At 64.5% G+C, this 14,083-nt stretch carries 12 protein-coding genes; 6 read left to right on the top strand and 6 right to left on the bottom strand.

What is annotated here, in order from left to right; translation table 11 throughout:
- The first annotated feature begins 9 nt into the window (after positions 1-9).
- Positions 10-975: an IS5 family transposase gene (locus XH90_RS10695; RefSeq protein WP_194476884.1), complete on the top strand. Its 966-nt coding sequence runs from the start codon at positions 10-12 to the stop codon at positions 973-975.
- A gap of 222 nt (positions 976-1,197) precedes the next feature.
- Here XH90_RS10695 and XH90_RS10690 read toward each other — a convergent pair whose 3' ends face one another.
- From XH90_RS10690 to XH90_RS10675, 4 genes are all read right to left on the bottom strand, one after another.
- The gene (locus XH90_RS10690) at positions 1,198-2,946 is read right to left on the bottom strand and encodes a methanol/ethanol family PQQ-dependent dehydrogenase (protein ID WP_194481153.1); all 1,749 of its coding nucleotides are present in this window, start codon (positions 2,944-2,946) and stop codon (positions 1,198-1,200) included.
- 117 nt (positions 2,947-3,063) lie between these two features.
- Positions 3,064-3,714: a ubiquinol-cytochrome c reductase iron-sulfur subunit gene (locus tag XH90_RS10685; protein ID WP_194481151.1), complete on the bottom strand. Its 651-nt coding sequence runs from the start codon at positions 3,712-3,714 to the stop codon at positions 3,064-3,066.
- 265 nt (positions 3,715-3,979) lie between these two features.
- Positions 3,980-4,444 (bottom strand): group III truncated hemoglobin, encoded by a 465-nt coding sequence (locus tag XH90_RS10680; RefSeq protein ID WP_194481141.1) that lies wholly within the window; start codon positions 4,442-4,444, stop codon positions 3,980-3,982.
- A 132-nt stretch (positions 4,445-4,576) separates the two neighbouring features.
- Positions 4,577-5,428 (bottom strand): 3-hydroxybutyryl-CoA dehydrogenase, encoded by an 852-nt coding sequence (locus XH90_RS10675; RefSeq protein WP_194481139.1) that lies wholly within the window; start codon positions 5,426-5,428, stop codon positions 4,577-4,579.
- Between the two features lie 566 nt (positions 5,429-5,994).
- On the opposite strand from XH90_RS10675, the gene XH90_RS10670 reads away from it, so the two are divergent.
- Complete coding sequence (locus XH90_RS10670) at positions 5,995-6,693, top strand: ABC transporter permease (protein ID WP_194481137.1); 699 nt, start codon at positions 5,995-5,997, stop codon at positions 6,691-6,693.
- Here the strand turns inward: XH90_RS10670 and XH90_RS10665 are convergent.
- Positions 6,667-7,476 carry an extracellular solute-binding protein gene (locus tag XH90_RS10665; protein ID WP_194481135.1) on the bottom strand — a complete coding sequence of 270 codons (810 nt, stop codon included), beginning with the start codon at positions 7,474-7,476 and terminating at the stop codon, positions 6,667-6,669. The two genes, XH90_RS10670 and XH90_RS10665, sit on opposite strands and share 27 nt — an antisense overlap.
- Before the next feature lie 392 nt (positions 7,477-7,868).
- Here XH90_RS10665 and XH90_RS10660 point away from each other — a divergent pair, with 392 nt between their 5' ends.
- The 4 genes from XH90_RS10660 to XH90_RS10645 all read left to right on the top strand — a co-directional run bounded on the left by XH90_RS10660 (position 7,869) and on the right by XH90_RS10645 (position 12,402).
- Positions 7,869-8,957, top strand: coding sequence for a hypothetical protein (locus XH90_RS10660; protein WP_246755768.1), 1,089 nt, complete (start codon positions 7,869-7,871; stop codon positions 8,955-8,957).
- A 16-nt stretch (positions 8,958-8,973) separates the two neighbouring features.
- Positions 8,974-9,138: a hypothetical protein gene (locus XH90_RS10655; RefSeq protein ID WP_194481126.1), complete on the top strand. Its 165-nt coding sequence runs from the start codon at positions 8,974-8,976 to the stop codon at positions 9,136-9,138.
- A 62-nt stretch (positions 9,139-9,200) separates the two neighbouring features.
- Entirely contained in the window at positions 9,201-10,091 is an 891-nt protein-coding gene (blaBJP, locus tag XH90_RS10650) for a BJP family subclass B3 metallo-beta-lactamase (RefSeq protein WP_194481124.1), read from the top strand.
- 301 nt (positions 10,092-10,392) lie between these two features.
- Positions 10,393-12,402, top strand: coding sequence for a bifunctional diguanylate cyclase/phosphodiesterase (locus XH90_RS10645; RefSeq protein WP_194481122.1), 2,010 nt, complete (start codon positions 10,393-10,395; stop codon positions 12,400-12,402).
- A 7-nt stretch (positions 12,403-12,409) separates the two neighbouring features.
- Here the strand turns inward: XH90_RS10645 and hutU are convergent, their stop codons facing one another.
- The gene (gene hutU / locus XH90_RS10640) at positions 12,410-14,080 is read right to left on the bottom strand and encodes a urocanate hydratase (RefSeq protein ID WP_194481120.1); all 1,671 of its coding nucleotides are present in this window, start codon (positions 14,078-14,080) and stop codon (positions 12,410-12,412) included.
- Positions 14,081-14,083: the final 3 nt, after the last annotated feature.

The following is a 14,083-nucleotide window of genomic DNA, read 5'->3' as shown; positions in this document are numbered from 1 at the left end:
TTTGGGGGAATGACGATGGCGGTGAAGCAGACGGGACAGCCGAGCTTTGTAGATGCGCTGATGCCGAAGGGAGCCGGCGCCAATGCGTCGCTGGATCGGCTGGCCGGCCTGGTCAAGTGGTACCGGTTCGAGAAGCTGATCGGCCATTTGCGGGACGAGAAGGGACCCGGTCAGCCGGGGTACGCGGTGTTGGTGCTGTTTCGGGCGCTGCTGTTGCAGTCGCTCTATGGTCTTTCGGACCGCGAGCTTGAGGAAGCGCTGAGCGACCGGCTGTCGTTCAAGCGCTTCGTTGGTCTGAGCCTCGAGGATGCGACGCCCGACCATACGGTTCTGAACCGTTTCCGGAATCAACTCATCGAACAAGGCCTGCTGGAGAAGTTGTTTGGCGAGCTGGACCGCCAGCTTGAGAATGCTGGTGTCATCCTCAAGCGCGGCACGATGCTCGACGCGACCCTGATCCAGGCCGTCTCAGCTCCTCCCAAGGAGGATCGTCCATCAAACGACCCAGACGCCCGGTTCACCAAGCGACAGGGCAAGGGTGGTTCGACCTTCGGCTACAAGGCTCACATGGGTGTCGACGAGGGATCCGGTCTGATCCGCTCAGTCCTGACCACGCCCGCCAATATCAACGATACAACGCCAGCCGACGAACTGATCCGCGGCGACGAAGCCGTGGTATGGGCCGATGCGGCCTACGACACCCACGCCCGGCGGGCGCGGCTGAAAGCGGAAGGCAAGAAGCCCCGCATCGCCCGCCGTCCCAACAGGCATCACCCGGAACTGCCGCCGAGGCTCAAACGCTACAACCGTCTCATCGCACGACGACGGGCAACGGTGGAGACAACCTTTGCCACCCTCAAACGTCGGATGCGGCTCACCTGCATCCGATACGTCGGTCTCGCCAAGGCACGCGGACAAGTCCTGCTTGCCTCCATCGCGTTCAATATGAGGCGGTGGGCCACGATCGCCGCCTGACGCCCATCAAGGGCGCAAAATACAGCTTCGGCCCGACAATCGGGGCCGACAACGCCCTCTCTCCTTACGTCTCCCGCATCAAAAGGCAGTAGCGCAACAGGCCCACAAGGGGAGAAGGAAGAATCGTCTCCCATCACACGCACACAAAGTGCGGCGGACGTCGCCGTCCGCCGCACTCGCCACCCCCCTTGCTGCTCCGCCTACTTCGATCCGCCGCGGAGCTTACTTCTTCAGCGCGAACACCCAGATCACGCCGCCTTGCGGCACGTTGGACTCGATGCCGATATTGTTGGTCGCCAGCGCGTCCTGGATGCGCTGCGCGTCGACGCCCCAGCCCGACTGGATCGCGACGTATTGCGTGCCGTCGATCTCATAGGACATCGGCATGCCCATGATGCCGGAGTTGGTCTTCTGCTCCCACAACAGCTCGCCGGTCTTGGCATTGAAGGCGCGGAAGTTGCGGTCGTTGGTGCCGCCGGCGAAGACGAGATCGCCTGCGGTGGCCGTGACCGAGCCGAACATCTGCGACTTCGGAAAATTGTGCTGCCACACCTTCTTGCCGGTCGCGGGATCCCAGGCCTGGATCTCGCCGAAATGATCGGCGCCGGGTTTGGTCTTCAGGCCGATATCCTCCGGCTTGGTGCCGAGCCAGAGCTCGCCCGGCTTGAGCGGGATCTTCTCGCCGGTGAAGCCGCCGCAGAAATTCTCGTTGGCGGGCACGTAGACGAGACCGGTCTTCTGGCTGTAGGCGGCCGACGGCCAGTCCTTGCCGCCCCACAGCGACGGGCAGAACTCCACGCGCTTACCGACGACAGGTTTGTGATCGGGATCGAGGATCGGCTTGCCGTTCTCGTCGATGCCCTTCCAGACGTTGGTCGAGACGAACGGCCAGCCGGCGACGTAGTTGATCTTGGTCGGCGTACGCTCGAGCACCCAGAAGATCGCGTCGCGGCCGGGATGGACCAGGCTCTTGATGCTGCGGCCGTCACGCTGCAGGTCGATCAGCATCGGCGCGTCGACCTCGTCCCAGTCCCAGGAATCGTTCTGGTGGTACTGGTGATAGGTCTTGATCTTGCCGTTGCCGGGATCGAGCGCGATCACCGACGAGGTGTAGAGATTGTCGCCGGGATGCATTTCGCCGGGCCATGGTGCCGCATTGCCGACGCCCCAATAGATCGTCTTGGTGTCCTTGTCGTAGGTCCCGGTCATCCAGGCCGAGCCGCCGCCGTTCTTCCAGTCGTCGCCCTGCCAGGTGTCGTGGCCGGGCTCGCCTTCGCCGGGAATGGTGAAGGTGCGCCACAGCTCCTTGCCGCCCTTGGCATCGAAGGCGGCGACATAGCCGCGCACGCCGAACTCCCCGCCGGACCCGCCGACGATGACCTTGCCGTCGACGATCAGCGGCATCAGGGTCATGTACTGACCCTTCTTGTAGTCCTGCACCTTGGTGTCCCACACCACCTTGCCGGTCTTGGCGTCGAGCGCGACGACGTGGTCGTCGGTGGTGGCGAGATAGAGCTTGTCCTCCCACAGGCCGACGCCGCGGCTGGTCGGATGCAGCTGGAACAGATCGTCGGGAAGCTGTCGCTTGTAGCGCCAATATTCGTCGCCGGTCTTCGCGTTCAGCGCGATCACCTGCCCCATCGGCGTCGCCACGAACATCACGCCGTTATTGACGATCGGCGGCGCCTCGTGGCCTTCAACCACGCCCGTGGCGAATGTCCAGACCGGCGTGAGATCCTTGACGTTCGAGGTGTTGATCTGGTCGAGCGGGCTGTAGCCCTGTCCGTCATAGGTGCGCCGATAGAGCATCCAGTTGCCGGGTTCCGGATTCTCCAGGCGCTGTTGTGTAACGGGCGAATAGCTCTCGATCGGGCCGGCGATCGCCGCGGTCGAAGCAATGCATGTGAAGGCGACGAAGCCGGACAGCAGTATTTGCTTCCTGGTCGCGCATGTTTTCCTGGACGTTTTCATGGACGTTTCCCCTTTTCACACGGTTGAATTCTTGTTCTGAATTCTTGTCGTTCGTCCCGAAATCCGCCGCTGGGCGGATGCGGCCTCTCGTGACGCGGGCAGATCCCGCACCGTCCATCATCCCGGCTGCGCGCCACCTACCTTTCCGATGAATCCACCCGCGACGCTGAGCGAGCCGTCAGCGAGCGCCAGCGGCAGCGCGGCGAGCCGCCGCGGCGCCGGCCCGAACACCACCTGCGCGCCCGCGCGGGGATCGTATTCGGAGTTGTGGCACATGCACTTGAACACCTCGGTGTCGCCGACATCGCTCTTCACCCAGGCGGTGACGGGACAGCCGGCATGAGCGCAGATCGCCGAATAAGCGAGGATGCCGTCGACGGCGCGCGCTCTGGTCTGTTCGTCGAGCGAGGCGGGATCGAGCCGGATCATCAGGATCTCGTTGAGGCGCGAGCCACTGCGCACCACCGATGTCTTGGGATCCTGCGGCCAGGCATGCACCGGCGGGCCACCGAGCTTCAGATCAGCGGCCTTGATGAGCTTTCCTTCGCTGTCGCCCTCCGAGAAAACGAGAAGGTCGCCCTTCTGCGGCCGCTCGTCGGAGCCGGGCGGATCTTCGCCCGCGCGCACTGGTGCGGAACAGCCGAGACACGCGGTGGCGGCGAGCGCACCGAGCAACAGCTCGCGCCGCGTTTGCTCCGCGCTGACATCGGCTTCGGGATCCGCATTGCCATCGGATGATGAGGAGCTGCTGAATGATGTGCGCGACATGCACAGCAGCAGGCGCTGGAACTCTGCCGAAATGAAGGCGAAGAATTGGCGCCGCAGTGCATCAATATGGCTTTGCTCGCTTTGATTGAACACGACTGCACGTGTTCAAAGGCGTTTTTGCCATTTCAACGTCATGCCGCGCGATCGGCATGATGATTTTGCAGATCAGGTCGATGCTACGGGAATTGGTGCAGCGGGTTGTCGTTAGCGCGATGCAACCGAAACGCGATTCAACTGCACGTTTATCGAGCAGGCATTTTGTATTTTAGGACCTGAGCACATGGCGCGGCGACGCGATGCGACCAGCGATGGTGGCCGAGGCCATCTCGAAGCTGTCGGCGATGCGACGCGCCTTGTCGATGAAGAGCGCTGCCGCCGGCGGCGGACAGACCTCGCGCGCGGTCTGCTCGAACAGGTCGAGCCAGCGATCAAAATGGTCGCCAACCAGGCTGAGCGGCATGTGCGCCCGCATCGGCGAGCCATGGTAGCGGCCGCTCATCAGCACCACCGACGACCAGAAGCCCTTGAGCTTGGCGAGATGCTCGTCCCAATTCTGCACGATCGCAAAGATGGGTCCGAGCAGCGCGTCCTCGCGGACCCGGCCATAGAAGCGGGTCACGAGTTCCCCGATCATCTCCTCGGTGATCCCGGTGCGCTCGATCGCGTCCTGGCTCAGCAGGTTCCGCCGCGCGGCCGCCGCCTCGCGTTCGGCCTTCAGTCGATCCGACATGTCCTTTGTTTTCCGTTTCGTTGGTCCCGCGAGCCGCCCATTCGACATTATCAGGCCACTTGCGCAAGCCGTCTTTGTCGTAGCGCAATTTGCGGGATCGAGCGGCGGGCGAGCCCGCCGCCCGCGCCAAGATCAGGCGCCGTAGCTGTAAAACCCCTGCCCGGTCTTGCGGCCGAGATGGCCGGCGTCGACCATTTCCTTGAGCAAGGGGGCCGGACGGTATTTGGGGTCGTTGAAGCCCTTGTAAAAGACCTCCATCACCGACAGCATGGTGTCGAGGCCGACGAGGTCGGCGAGCGCCAGCGGCCCGATCGGATGGTTGCAGCCGAGCTTCATGCCGGCGTCGATTTCCTCGGCGGTCGCAATGCCCTCCTGGAGCGCGAAGATTGCCTCGTTGATCATCGGGCACAGGATGCGGTTGACCGCGAAGCCCGGGCTGTTCTTGGCCGTGATCGCCACCTTGCCGACGCGCTGGGCGAAATCGAGCGCCTTGGCGTGAGTGTCGTCCGAGGTCTGCAGGCCGCGGATCAGCTCCAGCAGTTGCATCACCGGAACCGGGTTGAAGAAGTGCATGCCGATGAAGCGATCGGGACGATCGGTCGCCGCGGCAAGCTTGGTGATCGAGATCGACGAGGTATTGGTCGCAAGCAGCGTGCGCGGCGACAGCGTGGCGCAGAGATCCTTCAGTATCTTGACCTTGAGCTCCTCGTTCTCCGTCGCAGCCTCGATCACGAGGTCGCAGTCGGCAAGCTTGGCGCGGTCGGTCGTGCCGGTGATGCGCTTGAGCGTCGCGTCGCGATCGGCCGCCGACATCTTCTCTTTCTTGACCAGGCGCTCGAGGCTGCCTCCGACGGTCGAGATGCCGCGGTTCACTGCCGCGTCGGAGATGTCGACCATCACGACCGACAGCCCTGCCGCGGCGCAGATTTGGGCGATGCCGTTGCCCATGGTCCCTGCTCCGATGATGCCAACGGTATTGATCATGGAATGACGTCCTTCTCGTTGAGCGGGTCCGGCCTTGAGCGGCGTGCCCGGTTTGACCTGAATTTCAAGCCGCGGCCGCCATGAGTGCTGCACCGCATCCAGGCTCTTCCTTAGCGCATCCGTGGCGAGAATAAAGTCGCCTTTGCGCCCGCAAAAGGCACGATTTTCCGGGTCTCGCGGCCTGACCGGCCCGAGTTTTGCGGCTCGTTCCGCCCTCCGGGATTGCCGAGGGCTCAGGAAGGCCTTACGGGGGTCGGCCCTCGTGCCGGGTGAGGTGAACGACACTTGCAACATTTCCGAATTCGGTAAAGAAGAATGCTTTCGCGTACGAGCCTCGACTTTCGTGGCGGCGCGGATCGCCAGGTGTTTTGCCCGTCAAGTCGGCCAAGATTCGGGTTGACGCATCGGGCCCGAGAGGCGATCGATGATCCCCGAAAACCGAAGGTGCTGTCGATGGACGCGATCATCACCCACAGTCACGGATGCGGCACGCTGCACACCGCGCTGGCCACGACCCGGAATGCCGGTATCGAGCCGCAGGCGGTTGAACATTTGCATCAGGCCGGATGAACGACTTCGCACGCTCCATCGCTGCCGCGTTCACGCTGATCGGCGAGGCCGATCCCGAACTGCTCGGCATCGTCGCGCTGTCGGTGCGCGTCAGCCTGACGGCCGGCATCGTCGCGCTGCTGATCGGCGCCCCGTTCGGCGCCCTGCTCGCCATCACCCGCTTTCGCGGGCGGCAGGTCATCATCGTGCTGACCAACGCGCTGCTCGGGCTGCCGCCGGTCGTGGTCGGGCTTGCGCTTTATCTCCAGCTGTCGCGCTCGGGCCCGCTCGGCGCGGCCGGGTTGCTGTTCACGCCGGCGGCGATGGTGATCGCGCAGACGCTGCTGGCGACGCCGATCGTGGTCGCGCTGGTACACAGGCCGGCGAGCCTGTTGTGGGCCGAATATGGCGACCTCGCCCGGATCGACGGACTGTCGACATTGCGGAGCATCGGCCTGTTGTTCGCGCTCGGCCGCACCTCGCTGCTGACGGCCTTCCTTGCCGCGTTCGGGCGCGCCATCGCCGAGGTCGGCGCCATCATCATCGTCGGCGGCAACATCCGCGGCTTTACCCGCACGATGACGACCGCCATCGCGCTGGAGACCAGCAAGGGAGACCTGCCGCTGGCGCTCGGACTCGGGCTGATCCTGCTCGCGCTCAGCGTCGCCGTCTCGACCGTCGCCTTCCTGCTAGTGGGACGCGTTGGGGAAAAATAGCTGGTCGCCGCCGACCTTGTAGCCGGCGATCGCATCCTGCCCCTTTGGCGAGATCAGCCAATCGATGAAAGCCTGCCCGTCCTTCGCCTTCACATTGGGATGCTTGTCCGGATTGACCAGCATGACGCCGTATTGGTTGAACAGCCGCTTGTCGCCCTCTGTCAGGATCACAAGCTCGCCCCGGTTCTTGAACGACAGCCAGGTGCCGCGGTCGGACAACAAATACGCTGATGACGACGACGCCATGTTCAGCGCCGGGCCCATGCCCTGGCCGATCTCGCGATACCAGCTGGCCTTGCCAGCGGCGGGATCGATACCAGCCTCCTTCCACAATCTCAGCTCGGCAGAATGCGTGCCGGACTTGTCGCCGCGCGAGATGAATGGCGCCTTCGCCGCCGAGATCTTGCGCAAGGCATCAGCGACGTCCTTGTCGCCGGCGATTTTCGCGGGGTCGCTCTTCGGCCCGACGATGATGAAATCGTTGTACATGACGTCGAAGCGCTTCACGCCCTGCCCTTCGGACATGAACTTGTCCTCGGCCGGCCTGTCATGGACGAACACCACGTCGGCATCGCCGCGCCGTCCGATGTCGAGCGCCTGGCCGGTGCCGACGGCGACGACCTTCACCTCGATGCCCTCGGCCTTCGAGAACAGCGGCAGCAGATAGCCGAACAGGCCGGACTGCTCGGTCGACGTCGTCGAGGCCACCGTGATGCTGCGGTCCTGCGCATGAGCATATGCCGACCAGATCAGAATCGCTGTGATGGCGGCAAGCTTCTTCATTGCGTCGTCCTCATTCCCCGGGGGCTTCAAAATAGGCGGCGAACATGACGCTGGAAAGCCCGACGTTTGGTGCAGCAGTTTACGGGGCGCAGTCGCGTTGGCGGCGGCGTCACGACGATCGCAGCTTCTCGACGATGACCGAGATCTCCTCGAGCAGCGCCCCCGCAGCAGCGCATCGTGATGCCGCTTGTTCCGACGCATCAACCCGACCACGACGAGGATCCGCCCATACCGATGCCTTTCGAATGAACGCCGCGGCGCGCCGGGCTGTGCAGATGTTCTGCAATTGGTCCCGCCTCAATTGACAGGAGTGTGAGGGCCGGGGCAGTTTTTCACATTGCTGGCGAATCAGCGATTGCCCGCGGCCCCGAGTACCTCTTGGACAATTCCCAGTGCTTTCGAGACTGATATCGTTGCTGAGCCGCATTCCCGCGGTGAAATGGGCATTCAACCGGCTTCGGCCCCTGCCGCACAGCGGCAGCATCGAGGTGGCGCAGATCGCTGCGGATCAGCAGGCCACGGCCACGAGCGATATCAGCGTCCGCGACGAGTCCTCCCTGGATACGCCGGCAGAGGTCGAACCCGTCGTTGTCGACGAAATATCAGTCCCCTCGGTCGAGGTCGCGAGCGACCTGGTTGATCCGCCTGAAGTCGACCCGACTGCGAAACTTTCGGCAGATGCTGAACCCGAGGTCGTCAACGAGGCACCGGCGTCGTTTGTCGAGGCCGAGGCCATGGAGGAGGCTCCGGTCTGTTCTGTTGAAGAGGTCAAGCCTGCGATCGCGGAGCAAATCTTCGCCGCGGCTGCCGAGACGCAGGCAACACCGGACGAGACCTCCGGGGCCGTCGTCGACGACGAACCCGTCTCCGCGATTTTCGTGGAAGCCGAACCAGTCGTAATCGACGAGATGCCCGTCGTCGAAATCAACGCTGAGATCACTGCATCTGTCGTCATCGAGGCCAGCGTCAAGAGCGAGCCCGCCCCGAGCGTCGCCGCGGAGATCGAGCCCGACGTCGTCAACGATCTTCCGCCCGTCGCGGCCGTCGTCGCCGAGGAGACGACGATCCACGCGCCGGTCGTGGCCGCGCATGTCGAGACGGAGCCGTCTTCCGCTCCGAGGAGCCCGAGTGCACCAAAGGCTCGCGCAAAAATCGTCGAGCCCGCCGATCGCGTCGCGCTGATCCGGCAACGCTGGGCGGAGACCGGCGTCAGGATGTGGAATCCGCGGCTGCACGGCACGGGTGAAGCCACGCTGAACATCCAGGGCCGCATCGGGCTGCTGCCGCCCGAGCCCGGCGAGACCATGCCGCGCTACGACAAGCTCGAATTCAAGCTGCTCGGCGGCCAGATCGTCTGCGAAGGCGTGATCGTCGAGGCACCGGCGCATGCGGGCCAGCGCAGCTTTACCCGCCTGGCCGAACCGCGCGGCGCCGATCGCACGCGCGAGCCGGTGCGGGAACGCCGGGCCGCCCTCGCCTGATCCTTTTCTCGCTGCGATGACGCGACGCCATGTGCGCCACCGCCGGGGCGACCATCGGCGGGCGCTGAACATCGCGCGCCGCCTCACCGCCATGCTCAAACCGGACAGCGACCGTTATTCCGCGCATGACGCGGAATTTTTCCAACACGTGGCGGTTGCTGCCGCCTCGCGCAACATCTAGCCTCCCGGTCGATCCGCGCGGAGCCGCGGTCGCAACGACAACAACATCAGGGAGCACAATCCATGAGAAGGCTCACGGCCGCGCTGTGTGCGCTGGCGCTATTCGCACCCGCGGCGCAGGCGCAGACCATCAAGGACTTCCTGGCAGTGGTCATGAAGAAATGGACCGCGCCGTTCGACCCGTTCCGCCTCATCGACAACATCTATTATGTCGGCACCGACGGCATCGCCGTCTACGTCATCAAGACATCGCAGGGCCTGATCCTGATGGACACGGCGATGCCGCAGTCGACCGGCATGATCAAGGACAACATCGCCAAGCTCGGCTTCAAGGTCGCCGACATCAAGTACATCCTCAACACCCACGCCCATCTCGACCACACCGGCGGCTTCGCCGAGATCAAGCAGGACAGCGGCGCGCAACTCATAGCCGGCGAGCGCGACAAGCCGCTGCTCGAAGGCGGCTATTATCCGGGCGACGAGAAGAACGCCGATCTCGGCTTTCCTCCGGTCAAGGTCGATCGCACGGTCAAGGAAGGCGACAAGGTCACGCTCGGCGACACCACGCTGACGGCGCACGCTACGCCAGGCCATTCGCCGGGCTGCACCAGTTGGGAGATGACGGTGAAGGACGGCGGCCAGGACCGCGAAGTGCTGTTCTTCTGCAGCGGCACCGTGGCGCTGAACCGGCTGGTCGGACAGCCGACCTATCCCGGCATCGTCGACGACTACCGCGCGACCTTCGCCAAGGCCAAGGCGATGAAGATCGACGTGCTGCTCGGGCCGCATCCCGAGGTCTATGGCATGCAGGCCAAGCGCGCGCAGCAGATCAAGAGCGAGACGCCCAATCCGTTCGTCAAGCCGGGCGAGCTTGTGGCTTACGCCACCGGCTTGTCGGAGGATTTCGACAAGGCGCTCGCGAAGCAGACGGCCGCGCTGCAGGGCGCGAAGTAAAGAGCGACACGCGCGGCGGTCGTCAGCGATGACCGCCGCGACGTCAGGCAGCACCACGCGATCGAGATCGCTATGGTTAGCAGAACGTAGCCGCGATCGGTTCTGAACGATACGTCATGCGAGAAAACGGCTCGCTACCGCCCAACGTCCTTAACAGCCCCTCACCAATGCACGCGGCCGGCAAACCCAGCGGTCGCTTACAATCATGACATGTGTTCCCAGGCGGGAACCATCTAACGCGCTCTTTACTCCCGCCATGCAAGATCGCCTTCGTTTGAAGGGATTTGGGGCCCGTATCGCAATGCCTGCGGTTGATTTGAAAGATTCCTGCGCCGCCTTGATGCGGTTGTTCCGCGTGCCCCGGGATCCGGATCTGTTGCGCGCGCAATTCGACGCCTTCTCCAAGCAGATCCCGCTGCTCTACTTCATCCTGATCAGCAACACGCTCGCGGTCGCCTACACCTATGTGAACGTCGCGCCGGACTGGCTGACGATGATCGTCCCGAGCGTGCTGACGTTGCTCGCGGCGCTTCGCACGTTCTGGTGGCTGCGCCAACGCGGTCTCGTCCGCAGCGATGCCGACATCCTGCGCAATCTGCGCGCCACCAACTGGATGACGCTGCCGATCGGCGCCGGCTTCACCGCCTGGTCGTTCGCGCTCTATCCCTACGGCGATCCCTTCGCCAAGAGCCAGGTCGCGTTCTACATGGCCGTGACCGTGATCGGCTGCATCTTCTCGCTGATGCATCTGCGTTCGGCGGCGCTGATCGTGACCCTGGTCGTCGACGTGCCCTACGTGCTGTTCTTCTGGGCCACCGGCGAGCCGACGCTGAAGGCGATCGCGGTCAACAATCTGCTGGTCTCCGGCGCGATGGTGACGGTGCTGTTCATCTATTATCGCGACTTCGCCGATCTCGTCGCCAGCCGCAAATCGCTGTTGGCGCAGCAGGCGGCGACGCAGGCGCTCTCGGACGAAAACTTCCGCCTCGCCAATCTGGATTCCCTGACCGAGCTGCCGAACCGCCGCCGCTTCTTCGCCGAGCTGTCGAGCGCCTTCAACAATGCCGAGATCAGGCGCGCTCGCGTCGCCGTCGGCATCATCGATCTCGACGGCTTCAAGCCGATCAACGACAATTACGGACACTCGGTCGGCGACCGCGTATTGATCGAAGCCGGCCGACGCATCCGCGAGGTCTGCGAGGGCTTTTGGCCGCAGCGGGTGGAGTTCGCGCGCCTCGGTGGTGACGAATTCGGCCTCGTCGTGTGCGGCGACCCCGAGGACGCCGACCTGGCGCGTCTCGGCGAGCGCATCGGCGAGCAAGTCAAGCTGCCCTACCAGCTCGACACCGCCCACACGGGCCTGTCATGCTCGATCGGCTTTGCGCTCTATCCGCGCTCGGCGACGACGGCGGAAGCGCTCTATGAATGCGCCGACTATTCGCTCTACCACGCCAAGCGCCATCTGCGCGGCCGCACCGTGATCTTCTCGAGTGAGCTGGAAGCGGAGATCCGCAGCCGCGGCGTGATCGAGACCTTGCTGCGCACCGCCGATTTCGACACCGAGTTGGAGCTGGTGTTCCAGCCGATCATCGATTCCATGAACGAGCACACCGTCGGCTTCGAGGCGCTGGCACGCTGGCAAAGCCCTCGCCTCGGCTGGGTCTCTCCGGCCGATTTCATCCCGGCCGCCGAGCGCATCGGTCTGATCCGTCCGCTGACGCAGGCGCTGCTGGTGCGCGCGCTTGCCGCGGCAAAGACCTGGCCGGACCACACCCGCCTGTCGTTCAATCTCTCGGCCCACGACATCTGCTCGCCCGACGGCATCCTGCCGCTGATCACCATCATCGAGAAGAGCGGCGTGACACCGCGCCGGCTCGACTTCGAGATCACCGAGACTGCCGTCACCTTCGACTTCGCGCGCGCGCAGCAATCGATCGCCGCGCTGAAGGCCATGGGCTGCGGCATTTCGCTGGACGATTTCGGCACCGGCTATTCGTCGCTGAGCCATGTGCACCGTCTGCCGCTGGACAAGCTAAAGATCGACCGCAGCTTCGTCGCCGACATCAACGAGAACCCCGTGAGCCACAAGATCATCAAGTCGCTCACGGGCCTCTGCGACGACATGGAGATCTCCTGCGTCGTCGAGGGCGTCGAGACCCGCGCCCAGCTCGATACCCTGCGCCGTCTCGGCTGCGACTTCCTGCAGGGCTACTACTTCGCAAAGCCGATGCCTGGCGCGGCGATCGCGGACCATCTCGCCAGGGACCGCGCGCGGCTCGACGCCGCCCAGGGCGCCAAGGACGTGGCCTGAGGCAGCGCTACTTCGCAAGGCTCGGCAGATCGAGCCCCTTCTCGCGGGCGCAGTCGATCGCGATCTCATAGCCGGCGTCGGCATGGCGCATGACGCCGGAGGCCGGGTCGTTCCAGAGCACGCGCTCGATGCGCCTGGCGGCTTCCGGCGTGCCGTCGGCGACGATCACCATGCCGGCGTGCTGGGAATAGCCGATGCCGACGCCGCCGCCATGATGCAGCGACACCCAGGTCGCACCGCTGGCGCAGTTGAGCAGTGCGTTGAGCAAGGGCCAGTCGGACACGGCATCCGAGCCGTCCTTCATCGCCTCGGTCTCCCGGTTGGGGCTCGCCACCGAGCCGCTGTCGAGATGATCGCGGCCGATCACGACAGGCGCCTTCAACTCGCCGCGCGCGACCATTTCGTTGAAGGCAAGGCCGAGGCGATGGCGATCGCCGAGGCCGACCCAGCAGATCCGCGCCGGCAGCCCCTGGAACTTGATGCGCTCCCTGGCCATGTCGAGCCAGTTATGCAGGTGCTTGTCGTCAGGCATCAGCTCCTTGACCTTGGCGTCGGTCTTGAAGATGTCCTCGGGTTCTCCCGACAGCGCCGCCCAGCGGAACGGTCCGACGCCGCGGCAGAACAGCGGGCGGATATAGGCGGGCACGAAGCCCGGGAAACCGAAGGCATTCTTCAGGCCCATGTCCTGCGCCATCTGGCGGATGTTGTTGCCATAGTCGAGCGTCGGGATGCCCTGCGCATGGAAATCCAGCATGGCCTGGACGTGCTCGACCATCGAGGTCTTCGCGGCGCGCTCGACCGCCTTCGGATCGGAGGCGCGCTTTGATTCCCAATCGGCGAGCGTCCAGCCCTTCGGCAAATAGCCGTTGATGGGATCGTGCGCGCTGGTCTGGTCGGTGACGATATCGGGCTTGACGCCGCGGCGCACGAGCTCCGGGAAAATCTCCGCGGCGTTGCCGAGCAGGCCGACGGAAACTGCTTTCTTCGTCTTCGTCGACTCGGCCATGATCGCGAGCGCTTCGTCGAGCGTCGCAGCCTGGCGATCGAGATAGCCGGTGCGCAGGCGCATCTCGATGCGGCTCGGCTGGCATTCGACCGCGAGCATCGACGCGCCCGCCATGGTCGCCGCCAGCGGCTGCGCGCCGCCCATGCCGCCAAGGCCGGCGGTGAGGATCCATTTGCCGGCAAGGCTGCCGCGATAATGGCGGCGGCCGACCTCCACGAAGGTCTCATAGGTGCCCTGCACGATGCCCTGGCTGCCGATGTAGATCCACGAGCCCGCCGTCATCTGGCCGTACATCATCAGGCCCTGGCGATCGAGCTCGTTGAAATGATCGAGCGTCGCCCAGTGCGGCACGATGTTGGAATTTGCGATCAACACGCGCGGCGCATCCGCGTGGGTACGGAAGATGCCGACCGGCTTGCCGGACTGCACCAGCAGGGTCTGGTCGTTCTCGAGCTTGCGCAACGCGTTGGTAATCCGGTCAAAGCTCTCCCAGTCGCGCGCGGCGCGGCCGATGCCGCCATAGACGACGAGCTCGCTCGGGCGCTCGGCGACATCTGGGTCGAGGTTGTTCATGAGCATGCGCAGCGGCGCCTCCGTCAGCCAGCTCTTGGCGCTGATGTCGCTGCCGCGGGGGGCGCGGATGGTGCGGTCATTGTCCAGTCGGCGGTTCATGCG

Origin of the sequence: Bradyrhizobium sp. CCBAU 53338, from assembly GCF_015291665.1 — a bacterium.
In the GTDB taxonomy this organism is placed as follows: Bacteria; Pseudomonadota; Alphaproteobacteria; order Rhizobiales; family Xanthobacteraceae; genus Bradyrhizobium.
This window is presented reverse-complemented; position numbering and strand designations above follow the sequence as displayed.

Bases quoted from the DNA above. Each gene is read 5' to 3' on its own strand.
- XH90_RS10695 (WP_194476884.1), top strand. From the start codon at position 10: ATGACGATGGCGGTGAAGCAGACGGGACAGCCGAGCTTTGTAGATGCG.
- XH90_RS10690 (WP_194481153.1), bottom strand. From the start codon at position 2,946: ATGAAAACGTCCAGGAAAACATGCGCGACCAGGAAGCAAATACTGCTG.
- XH90_RS10685 (WP_194481151.1), bottom strand. From the start codon at position 3,714: ATGTCGCGCACATCATTCAGCAGCTCCTCATCATCCGATGGCAATGCG.
- XH90_RS10680 (WP_194481141.1), bottom strand. From the start codon at position 4,444: ATGTCGGATCGACTGAAGGCCGAACGCGAGGCGGCGGCCGCGCGGCGG.
- XH90_RS10675 (WP_194481139.1), bottom strand. From the start codon at position 5,428: ATGATCAATACCGTTGGCATCATCGGAGCAGGGACCATGGGCAACGGC.
- XH90_RS10670 (WP_194481137.1), top strand. From the start codon at position 5,995: ATGAACGACTTCGCACGCTCCATCGCTGCCGCGTTCACGCTGATCGGC.
- XH90_RS10665 (WP_194481135.1), bottom strand. From the start codon at position 7,476: ATGAAGAAGCTTGCCGCCATCACAGCGATTCTGATCTGGTCGGCATAT.
- XH90_RS10655 (WP_194481126.1), top strand. From the start codon at position 8,974: ATGACGCGACGCCATGTGCGCCACCGCCGGGGCGACCATCGGCGGGCG.
- blaBJP (WP_194481124.1), top strand. From the start codon at position 9,201: ATGAGAAGGCTCACGGCCGCGCTGTGTGCGCTGGCGCTATTCGCACCC.
- XH90_RS10645 (WP_194481122.1), top strand. From the start codon at position 10,393: ATGCCTGCGGTTGATTTGAAAGATTCCTGCGCCGCCTTGATGCGGTTG.
- hutU (WP_194481120.1), bottom strand. From the start codon at position 14,080: ATGAACCGCCGACTGGACAATGACCGCACCATCCGCGCCCCCCGCGGC.